Source organism: Nocardia sp. IFM 10818 (assembly GCF_054655275.1).
This window is the reverse complement of record NZ_BAAHJH010000001.1, coordinates 4,561,733-4,580,727: the sequence shown is the minus strand read 5'-3', so window position 1 is coordinate 4,580,727 and position 18,995 is coordinate 4,561,733. Positions and strand designations below refer to the sequence as shown.

General features: G+C 69.3%; 21 protein-coding genes. 13 read left to right on the top strand and 8 right to left on the bottom strand.

What is annotated here, in order from left to right; genetic code table 11:
• The first annotated feature begins 10 nt into the window (after positions 1-10).
• The 6 genes from ACYQ5L_RS21205 (at position 11) to ACYQ5L_RS21180 (ending at position 5,218) form a co-directional block, all read left to right on the top strand.
• The gene (locus ACYQ5L_RS21205) at positions 11-877 is read left to right on the top strand and encodes an NAD(P)H-binding protein (RefSeq protein WP_459959498.1); all 867 of its coding nucleotides are present in this window, start codon (positions 11-13) and stop codon (positions 875-877) included.
• Between the two features lie 60 nt (positions 878-937).
• On the top strand, positions 938-1,729 hold the full coding sequence (locus tag ACYQ5L_RS21200) for a helix-turn-helix domain-containing protein (RefSeq protein ID WP_459959496.1): 792 nt from the start codon (positions 938-940) through the stop codon (positions 1,727-1,729).
• 45 nt (positions 1,730-1,774) lie between these two features.
• Positions 1,775-2,632: a fructosamine kinase family protein gene (locus ACYQ5L_RS21195; protein WP_459959494.1), complete on the top strand. Its 858-nt coding sequence runs from the start codon at positions 1,775-1,777 to the stop codon at positions 2,630-2,632.
• Between the two features lie 116 nt (positions 2,633-2,748).
• Positions 2,749-3,150, top strand: coding sequence for an NUDIX hydrolase (locus ACYQ5L_RS21190; RefSeq protein ID WP_459959492.1), 402 nt, complete (start codon positions 2,749-2,751; stop codon positions 3,148-3,150).
• A 167-nt stretch (positions 3,151-3,317) separates the two neighbouring features.
• Complete coding sequence (locus ACYQ5L_RS21185) at positions 3,318-4,439, top strand: NAD(P)H-dependent flavin oxidoreductase (RefSeq protein ID WP_459959490.1); 1,122 nt, start codon at positions 3,318-3,320, stop codon at positions 4,437-4,439.
• A 281-nt stretch (positions 4,440-4,720) separates the two neighbouring features.
• The gene (locus ACYQ5L_RS21180) at positions 4,721-5,218 is read left to right on the top strand and encodes a sensor domain-containing protein (protein WP_459959488.1); all 498 of its coding nucleotides are present in this window, start codon (positions 4,721-4,723) and stop codon (positions 5,216-5,218) included.
• A 333-nt stretch (positions 5,219-5,551) separates the two neighbouring features.
• On the opposite strand, the gene ACYQ5L_RS21175 is transcribed toward ACYQ5L_RS21180, so the two are convergent.
• Positions 5,552-5,782 (bottom strand): hypothetical protein, encoded by a 231-nt coding sequence (locus tag ACYQ5L_RS21175; RefSeq protein WP_459959487.1) that lies wholly within the window; start codon positions 5,780-5,782, stop codon positions 5,552-5,554.
• A 158-nt stretch (positions 5,783-5,940) separates the two neighbouring features.
• Between ACYQ5L_RS21175 and ACYQ5L_RS21170 the strand changes: the two genes are divergently transcribed.
• Positions 5,941-6,717 (top strand): HNH endonuclease family protein, encoded by a 777-nt coding sequence (locus ACYQ5L_RS21170; protein WP_459959484.1) that lies wholly within the window; start codon positions 5,941-5,943, stop codon positions 6,715-6,717.
• Between the two features lie 35 nt (positions 6,718-6,752).
• Positions 6,753-6,977 (top strand): hypothetical protein, encoded by a 225-nt coding sequence (locus ACYQ5L_RS21165; protein ID WP_459959482.1) that lies wholly within the window; start codon positions 6,753-6,755, stop codon positions 6,975-6,977.
• A 54-nt stretch (positions 6,978-7,031) separates the two neighbouring features.
• Here ACYQ5L_RS21165 and ACYQ5L_RS21160 read toward each other — a convergent pair whose 3' ends face one another.
• The gene (locus ACYQ5L_RS21160) at positions 7,032-7,481 is read right to left on the bottom strand and encodes an SRPBCC family protein (RefSeq protein ID WP_459959480.1); all 450 of its coding nucleotides are present in this window, start codon (positions 7,479-7,481) and stop codon (positions 7,032-7,034) included.
• A 167-nt stretch (positions 7,482-7,648) separates the two neighbouring features.
• Between ACYQ5L_RS21160 and ACYQ5L_RS21155 the strand changes: the two genes are divergently transcribed.
• From ACYQ5L_RS21155 to ACYQ5L_RS21145, 3 genes are read left to right on the top strand one after another with little or no spacing between them, the layout of a single operon-like run.
• Positions 7,649-10,573: a PEP/pyruvate-binding domain-containing protein gene (locus ACYQ5L_RS21155; RefSeq protein ID WP_459959479.1), complete on the top strand. Its 2,925-nt coding sequence runs from the start codon at positions 7,649-7,651 to the stop codon at positions 10,571-10,573.
• Entirely contained in the window at positions 10,573-11,076 is a 504-nt protein-coding gene (locus tag ACYQ5L_RS21150; RefSeq protein WP_459959477.1) for a hypothetical protein, read from the top strand. Before ACYQ5L_RS21155 ends, ACYQ5L_RS21150 begins: the two co-directional genes overlap by 1 nt.
• A 12-nt stretch (positions 11,077-11,088) precedes the next feature.
• Positions 11,089-11,460, top strand: coding sequence for a hypothetical protein (locus ACYQ5L_RS21145; RefSeq protein WP_459959475.1), 372 nt, complete (start codon positions 11,089-11,091; stop codon positions 11,458-11,460).
• A gap of 65 nt (positions 11,461-11,525) precedes the next feature.
• On the opposite strand, the gene ACYQ5L_RS21140 is transcribed toward ACYQ5L_RS21145, so the two are convergent.
• The 4 genes from ACYQ5L_RS21140 to ACYQ5L_RS21125 all read right to left on the bottom strand — a co-directional run bounded on the left by ACYQ5L_RS21140 (position 11,526) and on the right by ACYQ5L_RS21125 (position 15,003).
• A complete protein-coding gene (locus ACYQ5L_RS21140) occupies positions 11,526-11,978 on the bottom strand; it encodes an MFS transporter (protein ID WP_459959474.1) in 453 nt (150 codons plus the stop codon).
• A 115-nt stretch (positions 11,979-12,093) separates the two neighbouring features.
• Positions 12,094-13,296 (bottom strand): ABC transporter permease, encoded by a 1,203-nt coding sequence (locus ACYQ5L_RS21135; RefSeq protein ID WP_459959472.1) that lies wholly within the window; start codon positions 13,294-13,296, stop codon positions 12,094-12,096.
• Positions 13,293-14,171, bottom strand: a complete 879-nt coding sequence (locus tag ACYQ5L_RS21130) for an ABC transporter ATP-binding protein (RefSeq protein WP_459959471.1) — start codon at positions 14,169-14,171, stop codon at positions 13,293-13,295. Before ACYQ5L_RS21130 ends, ACYQ5L_RS21135 begins: the two co-directional genes overlap by 4 nt.
• Before the next feature lie 265 nt (positions 14,172-14,436).
• Entirely contained in the window at positions 14,437-15,003 is a 567-nt protein-coding gene (locus ACYQ5L_RS21125) for a TetR/AcrR family transcriptional regulator (protein WP_459959470.1), read from the bottom strand.
• Positions 15,004-15,043: 40 nt separating this feature from the next.
• Here ACYQ5L_RS21125 and ACYQ5L_RS21120 point away from each other — a divergent pair, with 40 nt between their 5' ends.
• Positions 15,044-16,288: a KasA/KasB family beta-ketoacyl-ACP synthase gene (locus tag ACYQ5L_RS21120; protein WP_459959469.1), complete on the top strand. Its 1,245-nt coding sequence runs from the start codon at positions 15,044-15,046 to the stop codon at positions 16,286-16,288.
• Between the two features lie 42 nt (positions 16,289-16,330).
• On the opposite strand, the gene ACYQ5L_RS21115 is transcribed toward ACYQ5L_RS21120, so the two are convergent.
• Both ACYQ5L_RS21115 and ACYQ5L_RS21110 read right to left on the bottom strand, forming a co-directional pair.
• Entirely contained in the window at positions 16,331-16,744 is a 414-nt protein-coding gene (locus ACYQ5L_RS21115; protein WP_379193391.1) for a hypothetical protein, read from the bottom strand.
• Complete coding sequence (locus ACYQ5L_RS21110; RefSeq protein ID WP_379193390.1) at positions 16,741-17,022, bottom strand: ribbon-helix-helix domain-containing protein; 282 nt, start codon at positions 17,020-17,022, stop codon at positions 16,741-16,743. The genes ACYQ5L_RS21115 and ACYQ5L_RS21110 overlap by 4 nt, the downstream gene beginning before the upstream one ends.
• Positions 17,023-17,257: 235 nt before the next feature.
• On the opposite strand from ACYQ5L_RS21110, the gene mtnA reads away from it, so the two are divergent.
• Entirely contained in the window at positions 17,258-18,976 is a 1,719-nt protein-coding gene (gene mtnA / locus ACYQ5L_RS21105; RefSeq protein WP_459959464.1) for an S-methyl-5-thioribose-1-phosphate isomerase, read from the top strand.
• Positions 18,977-18,995 lie beyond the last annotated feature (19 nt).

Sequence of the window (18,995 nt, the reverse complement as noted above, 5' to 3'; positions counted from 1 at the left end):
CCGTTGAACAATGGAGCCGGTTCTCGTCACCGGTGCCGCCGGGGGACGACAAGGATCGACCGGTCGGCACCTCACCGCACAACTGCTCGGCCGCGGCATCCCCGTCCGCGCCCTCGTTCACACCGATGACGGACGCGCCACAGTACTGCGCGCGCTCGGCGCCAAGGTCGTCATCGGCGATCTCCGCGATATCGCCGTCGCCCGCGCCGCCCTCGCCGGAACCCGTGCCGCCTATTTCACCTATCCGGTCATCGACGGACTCCTCGATGCCGCAGGCGCATTCGCCGTCGCCGCGCGTGAGGCCGGTCTGCGACGCGTGGTCGCCGTCTCCCAGCTCGCCGCCGGGCCGCATGCCCTCACCCCGCGCATGCGCCAGCACTGGGTGGCCGAGCAGATCCTCGATTGGGCCGGGATCGGCGCGGTCCACTTGCGCGCCGCCGTCTTCCACGAGAATCTTGCCCGCATCGCCGACACCGGGACGGGCAATACCCTCACCCTCCCCATGGGACCGGCCACCACCGAACTTCCGCTCGTCGCCGCCGCCGATGTCGCTCGCGTGGCGGCCGGCCTGCTCGCCGACCCCACTCTCGACACGGATCCGATCCTGCTGCTCACCGGCGACGTCCAAACCATCGGCGCGGCCGCCCGCACGCTCGGCCGCACCTATCTCGACACCAGCCCCGACGCCTGGCATCGCTGGGCCCTCGAGTTCTACGGCAGCGGCCACGCCGCCGACCACCTCACCAAACTCTGGGAGATATTCCGCGTCCTCGGCGAAGGCACCGGCCTCTACCAAATCACCCCCGCCATCGAGAAATACGGCGGTCACCCGCCGATCTCCCTCGCCGAATTCACCACCCACCGCCCCGGCCACTGACCGCTGGGCATTACCTCGCGAGTAATGGATACGCCGCCAACCGGTTCGTACGATCGAGGAATGCGCACACAGACGGCAGGCGACCTACTCCGGCATTGGCGAGTGACCCGGCGCCTCAGCCAGCTCGAACTGGCCGGTCGTGCCGAAACCTCCACCCGCCACCTCAGCTTCATCGAAACCGGGCGGGCCACGCCGAGCCGTCAGATGATCCTGCACTTGTCCGACGAGCTCGACATCCCGCTGCGCGAACGCAACAAGATGCTGCTGGCCGCCGGGTACGCGCCCGTCTATACCGAACCAGCCCTCGATACCCCGGCAATGGAACCCGTGCGCAACGCCATTCGACAGATTCTCACCGGCCACGAACCCCATCCGGCCCTGGCTGTCGACGCCGGCTGGAACATGGTCGACGCCAATGCCGGAATCGCCCTGTTTCTGGAGGGAGTCGATCCGCAGCTGCTCGCGCCGCCGGTGAATGCCCTGCGCCTGAGCCTGCACCCGGAGGGGCTCGCCGGGCGCATCGCCAATCTGCCCGAATGGCGCGGGCATCTCTTCGAACGCCTGCAACGCCAGATCGACGTCAGCGGCGCACCCGAATTGATCGAGCTGCTCACCGAATTGCGCGGCTACCCCGGCGGTGAGGATTCTCCCGGTCTGCCCGAACCCGATCAGGCCGTCGTCCCGCTCCGGCTTCGCTACGACGGCCACGAACTCGCCTTCATCAGCGTCACCACCGTCTTCGGCACACCCATGAACGTCACCGTCGCCGAACTCGCCATCGAAGCCTTCTTCCCGGCCGACGCCACCACCGCCGCCCTGTTGCGAGAGCGCATCGCTATCCAAACCGACTGATACGCAGTCCGTAACATCGGGCGAAGTGCGCGAGAATAAGCCGCTATGAGCGGCACCCAGCGCCTGACTCGCCTGACGGGCACCCACGCCGGCCCCCTGCACCCCATCGGGCGCAGTCACGGCTGGACCCTCAATCGAGCGGAACTGGCCGACGGGCGTTCGGTATTCGTCAAAGCCCTGCTCGAACCGCGAACTCCGGCGCCCGGCATCTTCGCCGCGGAAGCGGCCGGACTGCGCTGGCTCGGTGCGGCCGTGCCCACTCTGGTTCCCGAAGTCCTGGCGGTCGACGACACCATGCTCGTCCTACCCTGGCTATCCCCGGAACCCGCGACACCCGCCGCCGCCCACCGGTTCGGCCGCGACCTGGCGACCCTGCACGCCGCGACCCCGAGCGCCTACGGCGCGCCCTGGCCCGGCTTCATAGCCACACTGCCCCTGGACAATTCACCGGCGGCGGGGGAGTGGGGCCCGTGGTACGCCGCCCACCGCCTCGCGCCCTATCTCCCCGCGGCCGCACCGCATCTGGGCCGCAATGGAACCCGCCTGATCGAAGAGGTCATCACCCGTGTCGACGAGCTCGCCGGGCCCTCCGAACCGCCCAGCCGCATCCACGGCGACCTCTGGTCGGGCAATATCGTCTGGACCGCCGACCGCGCGGTCCTCATCGATCCGGCGGCGCACGGCGGCCATCGCGAAACCGATCTGGCCATGCTCGACCTGTTCGGCGCACCCCATCTGGACACGATCCTGTCCTCCTATCAGGAGCACGCGCCATTGAGTCCCGGCTGGCGCCAACGCATTCCGCTGCACCAGCTCCATCCGCTGCTGGTCCACGTCGTCCTCTTCGGTGACTCGTATCGGGCCATGACCATCGAGGCCGCCAGGGCAGCGCTCGCGGCATAGCCCGAATCCCTCCGGCTTCCGCTGCCGAGCAGACTCTGGCATACCAACATGGGCATATGCGCATCTAGACATGTGTGGCTGCGTGTGTCGCGATGTGCGGCGGATAAGGTGCCAGGATGCGGACGGAGCAGCGGTTGATCGACACTGTGGCCTGGGTGCGGATCGAGAGCGGGCGGATCCTGTGCGCCCGGCCGGCGGGGAAGGACGTCTTCTATATCCCGGGCGGGAAGCGGGAGGGGTGCGAGACCGATCTCGAGACGCTGGTGCGCGAGATCGAGGAGGAGCTGACGGTCGCGCTGGTCGAGGAGAGCGTCGCGCATGTCGGCACCTATGAGGCGGTGGTGCCGGAGGCGGTGGTGCGAATGGCCTGCTACACCGCGGATTACGCCGGGACGATCGCGGTGAGCAGTGAGATCGAGGAGATCGCCTGGTTCACCTATGCCGATCGGCCGCACGTGCCGCCGGTGGATCAGCTGCTGTTCGACGATCTGGTGGCGGACGGCCTGCTGGCCCGGTAGCGCGAATCCCCAGCGTGCGGGCTATTTGTTAACGCTAGTAACTAGAACGGGTTGCCCTGCGCGATAAAAGGCTGGCGTCGATAGTCTGGTTTGAATGTAGAACATGTTCTAACGTGGTGGGCACAACGTTTCCAGTGCCGGGAATTAGTTAGAGGAGCCCACCACATATGCGTACCGAGATCTGCGACCGCCTCGGCATCGATGTCCCCATCTTCGCCTTCACCCACTGCCGCGATGTGGCGGCCGCGGTCAGCAATGCCGGCGGGCTGGGCGTGCTCGGCGCGGTCGGGTTCACCGCCGAACAGCTCGAGGTCGAGCTGGCCTGGCTCGATGAGCACGTGCACGGCGTGTACGGCGTGGACCTGGTCATTCCCTCCAAGTACGAGGGCAAGGGCGTCGACGGGCTGAGCCCGGAGGAGCTGGAAGCCAAACTGGCCGAACTGGTTCCGCAGGGACACCGCGATTTCGCGGAGAAGCTGCTCAATGATCACGGCGTGCCGCACCTGCCGCCGGAGGAGCACCACAACCAGCTGCTGGGCTGGACCGCCACCACGGTCGCCCCGCAGATCGAGGTGATCCTGCAGCACCCCAAGGCCAAACTGGTCGCCAATGCCCTGGGCACCCCGCCGGATGACGTGATCAAGCAGATCCAGGACTCCGGTCGCCTGATCGGCGCGCTGTGCGGTTCGGTCAAGCACGCGCTCAATCACAAGCGGGCCGGGCTCGACTTCGTCGTCATGCAGGGCACCGAGGGCGGCGGACACTGCGGTGAGATCTCCTCGCTGGTGCTGTGGCCGCAGGTGATCGACGCCATCGGCGATATGCCCGCGCTCGCGGCCGGTGGCATCGGCAACGGCCGTCAGGTCGCCGCGGCCATGGCCATGGGTGCGGCCGGCGCCTGGACCGGATCGCTGTGGCTGACGGTCGAGGAGGCGAATGTGCCCCCGGCCCAGATGCAGACCTACATCGACGCCACCAGCCACGACACCGTGCGTTCGCGTTCCTGGACCGGCAAGCCCTGCCGCATGCTCAAGAACGACTGGACCGAGGCATGGGAAGCCGAGGGCACCCCTGACCCGCTGCCCATGCCCTTGCAGATGATGGTCGCCCTCGACGGGGTCAAGCGCGGCCACCGCTACCCGGAGGCCGCCAAGGACGTCAACTTCAACCCGGTCGGCCAGGTCGTGGGCATGATGAACAAGGTCGAGCGCTCCACCGAGGTCGTGCAGCGCCTCATCGCCGAGTACCTGGAAGCCTGCGAGCGGCTGAACAAGCTCAACGAGGCGTGATGGCTCGGCCCGGGATCGTCACGCCGAACCCTTCACCCGTGTGACGATCCCGGACTCACCTCGTCGGTCCGGCGTGCTTCTGGCCGGAATCTCCGATGAGGTGGTGGATCCCGGCCAAAGGCACGCCGGGATGACGGGTGGGACTGTCTGCACATTGATGGCGGGTGGGGCTGTCCGCATGTTGATGCCGGGTGGGACTTCTGGCCGCATGTTGATGCCGGGTGGACTTCTGGCTACACGCTTCGGTGGTCTTCGATCACCGCGGCGCTACGGTGGTGATCGTGGGCAGAGTTCAGAGTGTGCTGCGGTCGGGGTATTTCGCGGTGCTGGGGTTGCCGATGGCGTTCGGCTCCCCGGCGGCGCGGGCGCGGGTGACGCGGCGGGTGTTGCGGCTGCCGTTGGAGTTGCGGGGGCCGGGAGTGGTGCGGGCGGTGGCGCATTCGCTGCTGTCCGCCGCGGTGGGTGTGGTCGCGTGGTTCGTGGTGTTCCTGGCCGGGATCGCGGCCGTGCGGGGGATCTTCTATCCGCTGGTGGCGGCGAGCGGTTACGAGAATGCGTGGGGCGGGCCGACATTGGCGGGAGCGTGGGCGGTGCATGCCGCGCTGGGGGTGGGGCTGCTCCCGGTGTGGGCGGTGCTGCTGGCCGGGATCGGCGCGGTGGAGCTGCGGCTGGCGCAACGGCTGCTCGGCCGGAACGGGCCGTGGTGGCCCGTTCCGGTCGCGCTGGTCCTATTCCTGGTGGGGATAGTGTTTTTCATGGCCTGGCTGCATCAGGCCTGACGGTATCAGCTGGCCGCGGGGGCGCAGCGCGCATCCCATGCCGCCGGGAGATCCTCGGAAAGCACTGGCGCACCGAGGATTTCATCGTCGAGCTCGAAGGCGTCCCGTGCGGATCGGCCGCGAACTCGGGACTGTGGATCGGGATTCGAGGACCCGTGCCGTCGATCGGCTGCCGCGAGCTGGAGGTGGCACCCTGATGCGCGTGCTGCGGATACACGTAGTCTCCTTGAAATCGGTTGCGGCGGAATAGTACCCGGGAGCCGAGTGATCGGGGACACCGATCCGCCGCACCACGCTTGTGCTACCGCCCGCCGCAGCCGGCCGTGGGACCGCTCAGCAGAGCGGGTACTTGGATCCGGTGAAGCCGCCCTTCAGCAGACACACCAGCAGTTCCACACCTTCGGCGGAGTAGGTGGCCGAGCCGCTGGCGGCGCCGCTGTCGTCGATCTGCTCGGCCTCGACCAGGGTGAGCGGTTCGGCCTGGGCGGGGGGCGCGAGCAGCGCGGCGGGGGCGAGCAGGGCGATCGACACGGCGAGCGCGCCCAGCAACTTTTGCGAATTCATGTGGCCCTCCATTGTTCTCGATCTTGACGGGCCTCAGTATGGAGATTGCGTCGCGTTCGCCGACAGCCCTGCATTCCGGGGGCTCGGTGTGAGACCCGTCTCCGAACCGACCGTGCGGCTTGCTGTTTGAGGTAGTGGATTGTGATGGTGATCGGGATATGTTGCAGAAGAAGCCGTCACGCCGAGGACTGTCCACCATCGCCGGGCTCTGCCTGACCCTGGCCTTGATCATCGTCTACGTCGTCCTCGAACAGCGGGGCGGCGGCGACGGTCGGCCGGCCGGGCCCTCCGGCGGCGCCCCCGCCGCGGTGGGCAGCGAGGTCACCGCCTCGCTGTCGAAACTGGTTGTCGCGCAGGAACTGGCGATGACCGGCTACAGCCGCGAGAAGTTCCCGCACTGGGACACCAATAAATCCGAGCACGGCTTCGGCCCGGAGTACGTGCAGTACGCCAAGTGCACCACCCGCGAGGTGATGATGCTGCGCGACGCCGAGGGCGCGGTCACCCTCGATGCGAAGACCTGCGATCTGAAGGTCGGCAAGGACGGCGGCTGGCGCGACCAGTACGGCGTGCTCGATCCGAAGACCGGACAGCTCAAGCCCTACAAGTTCATCACCGACCCGTCGAGCGTGGACGCGGAGCACATTGTCGCGCTCGCCGAGGCCTGGCGTTCCGGCGCGGCCAAGATGGACGAGGACACCCGCCGGCGCATCGCCAACGACGCGATCAACCTCGTCGCCTCCGATCCCACGCCCAACCGGTCCAAGGGTGATCAGGACGCGGCGCACTACCTGCCGCCGGGGGCGTTCCGGTGTGGCTATATCGATCGGTACATCAAGGTCAAGATAAAATACGGGCTGTCCGTTGATTCCGATGAGCAAGCCGCACTGCGTACCGCGGTCGATGACTGCATCGCGCGAGGAGGGTTCAAATAATCGACGTCATCGAGCTTCTCACCGAAACCGCCGTCATGACCCAGGAGGAGGGGACGGTGTCGGGCGAGCTCGATATCGCCGTCGACGCCGACGGCACCGGCCTGGTCCGCTACCGCGACACCGACACCTGGTACACCATCGGCAATCTCGAGGACCGGCCGCCGCTGCGCTGGTCCTCGGTCGAGGACCTGGCCGCGGCGGTCACCGCCGTGCAGGGCCAGCGCGACGCCGCCGGGAACACCATCCCGTTCGAGGCCTGACAAGCGGTGCGGCTTCGAGGGCCGGCGCTCAGTGTGCCTTCGAAGGGCCGGCCCTCAGTGTGCCGCAGCCCGCAGGGTTTCCGCGCGCCGCTTGACCGCGGTGGTCATGCCGTCGAAGCCGCGGCGCAGCGCCGAGCCGAGCAGGGTGCTGACCACGATGCTGAGCGGGCCGTCGAGCTGGAAGTGCGAGTCGTAGCGGGTGCGGCCGTCGCTGAGCGGGGTCAGGGTGTGCGAGCGCTCGCTGCGCAGCAGGCCCGGGATCGGCTTCATGCGGTAGCTGAATTCCTTGCCCGGCGTGTGCGAATGGATGAACTCCCGCTGCGCCTTGGGCTTCGAGCCGATCAAACGCACCTGCATATCGATGGGCGCGCCGGGTTCCAGGGTGGACGAGCAGGACGCCACGAAGGGGTTCCACTCCCCGTAGCTGCCGAGGTCGGTGAGGACCTGCCACACCAGCTCCGCGGGGGCGTCGATATCGACGCGGTAATCGAGAACGAAAGCCATGGCGGACACAATACTGAAACGTGTTCTATGGCCGCATCCTGTGATCGACCCGTCATCTCACAACGAACGGACGTTCTTGACACCGCGTGAATGTGCGGTGAACACTCGAAGTTACGCGGAGGGAATCTCTCCAGATAGGGAAATCGCTTCTGTAAGGCAGTGTTTCGATGACGCTCACCGCCACTCAGCAACCCGGAGTCGTCTCCCTGCGTGATCCGCGGGCCCACGATTCCGCCCTCACCGGTGCGAAAGCGGCCGCGCTCGCCAAGGCGCGGGCACACGGAATCCCCGTGCTCGACGGGTTCGTGCTCACCACCGCCTGGCCCGATCTCGGCAAACCACCCGAATCCGAATGGCTGCGCCTGACCCGGCACGGCCTGCGCCCGCTGGTGGTGCGCTCGTCCTCGGTGGCCGAGGACGGCGCCGAGCACTCCATGGCCGGGCTGTTCACCTCCGTGCTGGGCGTGCGCGGGTGGGAGAACTTCCGCACCGCCGTCGCCGAAGTGCGCGCCTCGGCCCTGAACGCTGCGGCCACCACCGCCGGATCCGGGCTCGACGGACCGCTGGCGCTGACCGGCGTTCCCGAGGACATGCCCGGCGCCCTCGTGCCCCGCGCGGCGGCGAATATGGCGGTGCTGGTCCAGCCGTTCCTCCGGGCCGCCTGGGGCGGAGTCCTTTTCACCGCCGACCCGGTCAGCGGGCGACGCGACCGCATGGTGCTCACCGCCGTCCAGGGCGGTCCCGCCGCGGTTGTCGGCGGCATCGACGCGGGCTGGACCGCGACCATCACCCGCGGCGCCCGCATCCGCCGCGTCCTCACCGCCGACGGCGAGGAACTCCCGAAACAACTGCGCCGCCGAGTCGTTCGCATGGCACTGCGCGCCGAAGGGGTCTTCGGCGGCCCACTCGACATCGAATGGGCCGTCGACACCGGCGGCCGCCCGATCCTGCTGCAAGCCCGCCCGATCACCGCCCTGCACGGACCCGGCGAAGGCCCGATCCTGGGCCCCGGCCCACTGGCCGAAACCTTCCCCGACCCGCTCGCCCCACTCGAACAAGACCTCTGGCTGACCCCCCTCGACCAGGGCCTGCGCGCGGCCCTGGAACTGTCCGGCACCGCCTCGCCCCGCCGGCTCCGCATCCCGATCGCGCGCCCCGTCGCCGGTTTCGCTGTCGCAGATCTCCAGGCACTGGGCGTAATCCGCCGCACCGGACCCCTGCGCTGGTTGGACCCCCGCCCCGGCGCACGCCGTCTGTCCGCCGCCGTCCGCGTCGGCCGCCTCACCGCAGCCCTCCCAGAGCTGAGCCGCCGCGTCTGCGAACGCGTCGACACCGACCTGGCCGAAGTCCCACCCCTCCAACACCTCTCCCACGAGACCCTCCTGGACGTGTTGCACCACACCACGACCGCCCTCACCAGCCTGCACGGCTACGAGGCCCTGGCCGGCATGCTCGACCACGACCGCCGCCCCGCCCCCACCGCCGCGGCCACGGCCCTGACCGCCCTCGCCGAGGCCCGCGCCGCCCAAATCCCCACCCACCGCATGATCGAGGAATACCCGGTCTTGCTCGCCCTCACCCCGCCCCGCATCGTCTCCGCCGCGGTCACTGTGGCCGAAGGGAAGATCGCCACGACCCCTGGCGGTGGGTGCACCAGCGCGCCCGACGGCGAGATCTCCAGCGCGGCCAACGATGAAACCTCCAGCGCGGCCAACAGTGGGATCGCCGGCATGGCCGAGAGAGAGATGGCCGGCGCGGCCGACAGCATGAACCCCAGCGCAGCCAACGGTGAGATCGCCCACGCGGCCAACGGTGGGATGGCCAGCATGGCCGACAGCAAGAACCCCAGCGGAGCCGACAGTGAGATCCTCGGCGTGGCTGGCGATGAAATCGCCAGCGCGGCCAACGGTGAAATCGCGAGTGCGGCCAAAGGCGGGATGGCCAGCATGGCCGACAGTGAGATGGCCGGCGCGGCCGACAGCAGGAACCCCAGCGGAGCCGACAGAGAGAACCTCGGCGTGGCCAGCGATGAAATCGCCAGCGCGGCCAACGGTGAAACCTCCAGCGCGGCCAACAGTGGGATCGTCGGCATGGCCGAGAGAGAGATGGCCAGCATGGCCGACAGCAAGAACCCCAGCGGAGCCGACAGTGAGATTCTCGGCGCGGCCAACGGTGAAATCGCGAGTGCGGCCAAAGGTGAGCTCGCCGGTGGGACCGGCGAGATCGTCAGCGCGGCAGGTCTCTTCGGTGCGCACCAGTCGTGGTCTTCGGGCGATGCGGCGGCGGGCTACCCGACCCGGACATCGAGTTCGGGACCGGCGGGCGGCGTCGGCACGCGTGGCGGTGGCCGACCATCGGAGCCGATCGGCGATGCGGATGGTAAGCCGGTGATCGGCACCGCGGCTGCGGCGGGGCGGTTGGGGGAGGCGGGGTTCGGGGCGTTGCGGGGCGGGTTCGAGGAGACCGGGCGGTCGGACGGATTCAGTGAGCTGGCGGTGCTGCGGGAGGCGCTGCGGCTGCGGGCGCGGTGGGTGCAGGAGCTCGGGGCGCGGGCGGCCGGGGAACTCGGGCGGCGGCTGGTGGATGGCGGAGTGCTCGAGAACGCGGGGGACGTGGCGTTGCTGCGGCTGGGGGAATTGCGGGCCGCGGTGCTGCGGTGGGTGGTGCCCGCCGATCTTGCGGATCGGCGTGGGGCGGAAGCGGTCTCGTTGCCGACGGCGTTCCGGTTGAGCGCGGAGGGGGTGCCGGTGGCGACGGTGCGCTCCGGAGCGGCTGTGCGGCAGGGTGTCGGAGCAGGTGGGGGTAGTGGGCGCGGGATCGTGCACATGGGGGATCGGCCGCCGCGCGGGTCGGTGCTGGTGGTCCGGCATTTGGATCCGCGGTTGGCGGCGGTGGTGCCGGGGCTCGGCGGGCTGGTGGCCGAGACCGGAAGTCCGCTCAGCCATCTCGCGATTCTGGCGCGCGAGCACAAGGTGCCGACCGTGGTCGGGTTTCCCGAGGCGACGCGGCGGTTGCCCGATGGCGCGCTGGTGGAGGTCGACGGGCGCACCGGTGAGGTGCGGATCGTTCCCGAGAGCGAAGGAGGACTGTGATGATGGCTCGCCGGATCGGAGTGTTGCTCGCGCTCGGCACCGTGATCGCCACCGGCACCTACGTTTTCGTCTATCTCTACCGGTGGGAGTGGAATCGGGCGATCCTGTCGGCGACGTTGTTCATCGCCGCGGAGGTGGCGCTGGTGGCCATGCTGCTCACCAACCGGCTGCGTGCCGTGCAGGCCCGGTTGGACGAGGGTGGCGGCGACCGGCATTCGACCGCGCGAATCGTGCGGGCGGCGGCACCGCGCTCGCGCGTCACCTTCGACTGGCTGGCGAGCCGCCCGGACCGGATGACGGTCTTCGTGCCGGTCCTGCTGGCGGGCGGTGTCCTGCTCACCGGAATCGCCTGGGTGGTCGAACGGGTCGCGCGCGTCACCGCCGGACCCGCGGTGGACCAGCGCATCATCTCCGGCCTGGACCGACTGCAGCTGCCCGCCAACGGATTTCTGGCTCCCGTCGACGATGGAACGCGACTGCTGCGCGGCCCACTCGTGCGATAGGAGGTGCCCGGCATGCGCGCCGCCCTCCTGGCGCTGACCCTCGCCGTCCTCGTCGTCGTGGGTGTGGGCGCCATGTCGGATGCCATGAAGTTCCACACCGACACCGGCAGGCCCGGCAGCCGCACCGTGATCACCTTCGACGCGCAAGCGCGCGACGGTTCCGCCGACCCGGACCCCGCCCTGAAGCTGTGGCAAGAATGCCGCAGCCACGTCAACCACGTCCGCCTCACCGCCGGGCCGGTCGAACACGACGGACTCTGGTCCGTCACAGTCGAACCCGCCCTCGGCACCCACACCGAACGCCGCCTGCTCGGCTGCCTGCGCGACCTCACCGCCGACGGAATCAGCGGTCACCTGGTCGGCGCAGAGCGCACCGGCGGGTGACGGCCACCGGCGGCGCGAACCCGCGTCTTCCCGAGCGGCGAGCAGGTCGCGAACCCTCGCCTTTCCTAGCGGGGAGCAGGTATCGGGGCGGGTGTCGCGTCGGTGTCCGCCCGCATCAGGTCCCGTGTGCGGGGCAACAGCAGTGGCGTGGTGAGGATCAGGAGACCGGCGAGGGCGATGGCGGGGCGGGTGCCGAGAGCGGCGGCCGGCAGCTCCCCGAGACCGGGCAGGCCGTATTGCCATGGGGCGAAACCGAGTTCGCGCAGGAACAGGATGGCGCACAGCGGCGCGATGGCCATGATCAGGGCGCTGACCAGCACGGTATTGAAGAACAGCGGGCGCAGGTGCGGATGGTGGAGGATATAGCGCCACCCCTCGGCGGTCTCGGGAAGAGTCGGGCGGGTGCTGGTGCGGGCGGGGCCGCGCCCGCGTGCAGCACCGGAATGGCGATCAGCGGAAACGCGTCGAACGCGAGCCGGGTCCCGAAGGTGCTCACCGCGTAGGAGGACCACAACCACCCGAACTCCGGCCCAATCCGGCCGTGCGTGAGCTGGTCATGCGATCACCGGGAACTGGTGGCGGCATTGTGCGAGAAGCTGCCGCCACCAGTTCCCGGTCGGTGCTGTTTCACACTCAATCTTCTACAGCCAGTGCCTGTCTCATGGTCAGGCGGCCCTGGGTTTGCATGAGGGAGCGGCGGTAGATCTTCTCCGCCACCACGACGATGGCGTAGGTGGCCAGGGCCATGATCGCCAGGGCGATGAGGGGCTCCCACCAGGCGGCCGTGCCGTCGGCGAGGCGGGAGGGCATGGAGACGATGGAGACGATGGGGCCGTAGGAGGCGATGACGCGGGCGGTGCCGGTGAGGAAGATGCCGGCGAACAGGACGAGCATGATGAACATGGACAGGGGAGTGGCGGTGGATTGCAGGTCCTCATTGCGGGTGGCCAGGGCGCCGGCGACGGCCCAGAGGCTGGCCAGGGCCAGGAAGCCGACGACGAAGAAGAGGACGAACCAGCCTGCGGCGCTGCCGATCCGGGTGATCTGATCACCGCGCCCGGTGGCGGCCAGGCCGAGGAGGCCGGCGGCGACGAACAGGACCAGCTGGGCGAAGGCCATGACGGTATTGCCGACGACCTTGCCGATCAGCAGCTGGCGCAAGGGGATCGCGCTGGCCAGGATTTCGACGATGCGGTTCTGCTTCTCCTCGACGACGCTCTGCGCGATGGCCATGCCGAACAGGACCGAGGCGAGATAGAACAGGAAGGCGAAGACGATGGCGACGACCTTGGCCAGGCCCGGATCGACGGTGGCCTTGTCGAGCAGGTCGTAGGTGACCGTGCCGCCGCGCACGAGCTGCTCGAGGGAGGTGCCCGCCGCTTCCGCATTGTGCTGCAAGGCGAGTTGCCGGGCGGCGGCGGTGATGTAGGTGGCCGCGTCGGTGTTCTCGGCGGAGCGGCCGAGGAGCCGCCAGCCGGATTCGGCGGGGACCAGGCCGATCTCGACGGTCTCGTCGCGGACCTGTTGTTCGACGGCGGCGGTGTCGGCCACCGTGCGGGTGGTGAAATCGATGTTCTTGCCGGCGCTGTCGGCGAGGGCATCGGCGGTGGCGACGACCTGTCCGGCGTCGGCGCCGGCCACGGCCACCTCGATGGTGGCGGTGCGGCTGCTGATGAACCCGCTCATGGCCAGCGAGGCGACAATGGCCACGATGGTGATGGCGGTGGAGATGAGGAAGTTGCGGTCGCGCAGCTTCACCGCGATCTCGCGCTGGGCCACAATGCGCCACATCCCGCCGGGCGCTGATTCCGTTGCGGGGGAATGCGACTCGGTCATGCCGTCACCTCTCGATAGATCTCGGCCACGGAGGGGCGCACCTCGGCCAGCTCGCGCACCGAACCGCGTTCGAGGGCCGCGCGCAGCAGGTCGTCGGTGGTGGCGCCGTCGAGTTCGAGCACCGCCCGCGCGCCATTGGTTTCCAGCACCCGCACCCCCGCGAATCCCTTCAGCCAGGCCGGATCACCGCCGAGCACCAGCCGATAGCGCGGCGAACTGCCGGCGCGCAGCTCATCGACCGAGCCCTGCCCGACCACCTTGCCCGCCGCGAGAATCACCAGCCGATCACACAGCCGCTCCACCAGATCGAGCTGATGAGAGGAGAACAGCACCGGAACGCCCTGTGCGGCATACTCTCTCAACAGCTCCGCCATCGAGTCCACCGCCACCGGATCCAGTCCGGAGAACGGCTCGTCGAGGATGAGCGCCGCGGGCTCGGCGATCATGGCGGCCGCGATCTGCACCCGTTGCTGATTGCCCAGCGACAGCGATTCCAACCTGTCCTTGCCCCGCCCGCTGAGATCGAACCGCCGCAACAGCTCATCCGCCCGCGCCCGCGCCCCCGCCGCCGACATCCCCCGCAGCCGCGCCAGATACACCAGCTGATCTGCCACCGGCTGCTTGGGATACAGCCCCCGCTCCTCGGGCATATACCCGAACGACCGCCGATCCGCCGCCGTCACGGCCCGCCCATCCCAGCGAATCTCACCGCCGTGCACGGCCAGCACACCCATGATCATCCGCATGGTCGTGGTCTTCCCCGCGCCATTGCCGCCCACGAACCCGGTCAACGCCCCAGGTCCCACCGCGAACGACACGTCGTTCACCGCAATGTGCTCTCCGAACCGGCGCACCAAATGCGCGACTTCCAACATCGAGCTCCCCTCTCCACAGTCCGTGAAACACGCTACCGACAATCGGCCACCGCACGGTGGAGGCAGCGAGCGCTCAATGCGGCGCGCGGGTCAGCGCGAACCGGCAGACTCGGCCCCGGCGGACCGAGCCGTGCGCGCGGCACGGGTACTGGCGACGGCCAGGGGGCAGGGCACACAACTCGACTTGCTGTGGTCACAGTTCGGGCAGCGCTCTATCGCTGCGCGGTCGCGCGCTGACGCTTCGGACGAGACTGCGGGATGCCTGTCAGTTTCGGGCGACGGCGCCATCCACCAGTTTGTGCACGGCGCGTTCCACTCGTGCGGTGTCGCCGGTGATCCACCAATCCTGGATCAGCCCGCGCATTCCCGAGACCAGCAGGGTCGCCGCCGACTCCGGATCGTCCAGGCGGGGTTCGATGCGCCGCAGGGACTCGGTCAGCGGAGTCACGACCGCCTCGATGGCCTGGGTGGCGAATGGGCGCAGAGGGCTGTCCGGCACGGTGGCCGCGCCGAGCACTTGCAGCAGGACCCGCAGGCTGGCGGCACCCTCGCCGGTGGTGTTCAGCGTGAAGGATTCGAGCAGCCGCGTCCGCAGCGTGTCCAGATCGTCCACATTCGCGAACAGGGCGCCGATATCGGGCCGGTGGGTTTCCAGGGCGGCGACCATCATGGCCTCTTTGGTGCCGAAGTAGTGGATGAGCATGCGCGAGCTGGTGCCCAGGTAGTCGGCCAGCGGGCGCAGTGAGACCTCGGCGAGGCAGTGGTCGGCGAGGTAGGCGATGACGCCGTCGAGCAGTTCGGCGCGGCGAGCGTGGTCGAGTGGTCGGGGCACGGTTTGACTGTAGCGGGTGCTACAGGTATTCCTTGACGGCATGGGTGTAACAACTGCTTCAGAAACTGCCCGTCGCGTGGTCGTCACCGGCATGGCCGCCACCACCTGCCTCGCGCCGGACCTGGACGGCACCTGGGCGCGACTGCTCGCGGGCGAAAGCGGAATCGCCGCGCTCACCGACGATTTCGTGACCGAATACGGGCTGCCGGTGCGCATCGGCGGGCGGCTGACCGCGCAGCCGGGGGAGCGGTTGACCCGGATCGAGCAGCGGCGGCTGTCGTTCGTGCAGCAGCTGGCGCTGGTGCTGGGGCGGCAGGTGTGGCAGACCGCGGGCGCGCCGGAGGTCGATCCGGAACGGCTGGCGGTGGTGATCGGCACCGGCCTCGGCGGCGGTGATTCGCTGGTGCACGCGGTGGATGTCATGCGCGCGGGCGGGTACCGCAAGGTGCCGCCGCTGACCGTGCCGATGGTCATGCCCAATGGATCGGCCGCCACCATCGGCCTCGAACTCGGCGCCAAAGCCGGTGTGTACGCGCCGATCTCGGCGTGCGCATCCGGCACCGAGGCGATCGCGCACGCCTGGCGGCTCATTGTCACCGGTGAGGCGGACGTCGTGGTGGCCGGCGGCGTCGAAGGGCATATGGACGCGGTCCCGATCGCCAGCTTCGCCATGATGCGCGCACTCAGCACCCGCAATGACGAACCCGCCCGCGCCTCAAGGCCTTTCGACCGCGACCGCGACGGCTTCGTCTTCGGCGAGGGCGGCGCGCTGCTGGTGCTGGAATCCGAACAGCACGCCCGCGCCCGCGGGGCCGTCCTCGAGGGCCGCGTCCTCGGCGCCGGGATCACCTCCGACGGCTACCACATCACCGGCACCGCCCCCGACGGCGAAGGCGCGGCCCGGGCCATGCGCAAGGCGATCGCCACCGCGGGCCTGGAATCCACCGATATCCACCACATCAACGCGCACGCGGCCTCCACCCCGATCGGCGATGCCTCCGAAGCCAAAGCCATCATGGCGGTCGCCCCGCACGCCTCGGTCTACGCGCCGAAATCGGCCCTGGGTCATTCCATCGGCGCGGTCGGTGCGGTGGAAGCCATCCTCACCCTGCGCACGCTGCGCGAACAACTGGTGCCGTCCACCCTCAACGTCGAAAAGCTCGACGAGGATGTCGAATTGGATGTCGTCGCCGACCGCCCGCGCCGCCAGCGCCTGGAATACGCGCTGAGCAACTCCTTCGGATTCGGCGGCCACAATGTGACCCTGGCGCTGGCCCGCGCCTGAATCACCGCTCGCCCGAGAGAGACCCGGCGGCCACGCTGCGGATCAGGGCAGGATGTCGGTCTGCACGCGCGGGTCGAGCTTGCGCAAGGTGTCCGGGCGATCGGTCAGGCACGGCCAATCGCGGCTGACGGCCTCGATGGTGGCGTGCCCGGCGGGAATGAGCGCATCGGCGTCGGGCCGGTCGGCCAGGGCCGCGCCGAGATGATCGCTGGCGGGCCGATCGAGCGGCTGGATCACCGTATTGGGCAGATCCAGCAGCACCGAGAGAATGTCGTGGCGGCCGGGCGAGATGAGCGCGCGGGCGGCGGCGAGGGTGGTGGCCGGAATGATGATGGTGTGCCCGGCATCGGCGGTCGCCCAGACCACCGACTGCACATAGGCCACGCGATGCGCCCAGGCGGTGAGAGCGGCCGTATCGAAGACGACGCCACCGAGGGTCGCGCCGGGGGAGGTCATGCCGCGCCGGCGTGGTCGCCGGCGGCATCCTCCTCAGGTAAAGGGGGCAGACCCTGCACGGCGCGGGCGCGATTGATCAGGTCCAGGGGTGGGCGGCCGCCGAAGATCTGCTCGATGCGGGCCAGCGATTCGGCGCGGTCGACGCGGGCCTTCACCGATTCCGCCACGAACGCGGACACCGATTCGATCCGGCCCTTGCGCCGCCAATCATCCAGGGTGGCGGCGATTTCCTCGGGCACCGACACGGTGATCTTGCGGGTGCGCCGTTCTCTCGCCATACCGAGATGGTAGTCGGGTATGGGCGGGCGCTGGGAGAGGACACCGCGGGCATCCCGGCGACCGGGACCCGCGCCCATCTCCGAGTCCGGCACTCGCGCGCGGCACGATCCGGGCGTTTCGGATTCACTTGATCCGAAACCTGCCGGTCACGCGGGGATCCTGGTTCGATACGGTGTGCGTGCGCCCGCAGTCGGCGGACGCGCCGACATACGCCAGCCGAGGGGTCACATCCAGATGGATCAGAGTTCGATCGAGTGGGTCGACGGAGCCTTGGTCACCATCGATCAGCGGGTGCTGCCGCAGGAATTGCGGGAGTTGCGGATCACGACGGTCGACGAACTCATCGAGGCCATCAAATCCCTGGCCATTCGCGGCGCCCCGGCGATCGGCGTGTCCGGAGCCTTCGGTGTGGTGATCGCGGCGCTCGCCCACACCACCGACGGCGTCGTGGACACCGCGGCGGTGGAATCGGAGGCGGCGCGCATCGCCGCTGCCCGCCCGACCGCGGTCAATCTGGCGTGGGGCGTGCAGCGCGCCCTGGCCAAACTGCCGGAGGGCGTGGCGGCCGTGCTCGCCGAGGCGCGCGAGATGCAGGCCGAGGACGGCCGCGTCAATCTCGCCGCCGCCACCCATGCCGCCGATCTGCTGCAGCGGCTGTGCGGGGATCGTCCGCTGCGGCTGCTCACCCACTGCAATACCGGCCGCCTCGCCACCACCGCGTGGGGCACCGCCATCGGCGCGCTGCGCGTGCTGCATCAGCGCGACGCCGTGGCCGAGGTGATCGTGGACGAGACCCGCCCGCTGCTGCAGGGCGCGCGCCTGACCGCCTGGGAGATGGCCGAAGCCGGTATCCCGCACCGGCTCACCATCGATTCCGCCGCCGCATGGGCCATGGCCACCGAGCAGGTGGACGCGGTCATCGTCGGCGCCGACCGCATCACCGCCGACGGCTCGGTCGCCAACAAGATCGGCACGTACATGCTGGCCGTCGCCGCCAAGCAGCACGGGATTCCGTTCATCGTCGTCGCGCCCGAATCCACCCGTGATATCGCCACCGCCCGCGGCGGCGACATCGTGGTGGAGCAGCGCGCCGCCGCCGAGGTCACCGGATTCGGCGGAGTGACAACGGCTCCCGAGGGCACGAAGACCTTCAACCCCGCCTTCGACGTGACCCCGCCGGAGCTGGTGACCGCCGTCGTCACCGAGCACGGCGTGCTCACCGATCCGGCCACCGCGCGCACCGCCGCGGATACGACCGGCGACACCGCCTCCGACGAGGTGCTCACCGCCATGGAACGCGTCCTGCGACTGGCCGAGGCCGACGCCGCCCTGCGCGCCGGGCGGGAGATCGCCGATATCGCACGCGGGCTCTACGCCAACGGGTGGATGCCCGGCACCGCGGGCAATATCTCGGTGCGCCAAGGCGATTCGGCCGTGATCACGGCGAGCGGACTGTCCAAGGGCGAGCTCACCGAGACCGACACGGTGACCGTCGCCGTCGCCGATTCGACGCCGGTCGCCGCCGGCGGCAAGCGGCCCTCGGCGGAGACGACCATTCACACCGCCGTGTACCGGGTCCGCGAGGCGGGCGCGGTGGTGCACGTGCACCCGCCGCATGCGACGGCGCTGTCGATCGGCGCCGCTGCTCCCGAGGCGCGGACCGTGCGCTTCGCCGGCTACGAGCTGATCAAGGGCCTGGGCGGAACTCGCCCGGACGCCATCGATATCCCGGTGTTCCCCAATCACGCCGAAGTGCCGCGCATCGGCGCGGATATCGAGAAATACCTGACCGAGCATCCCGATGCCCCGCCCGTGCTGTTCATCGCCGGGCACGGCATCACCGCCTGGGGCGCGAATCTGGCGCAGGCGCGCGACCGCGCCGAATGCCTCGAGGCGATGTGCGAGCTGACCACATTGACCGGACACCGTGAGATTCCGGTGGGCGACAATTAGTTCCGAGGAGGAACCCCTG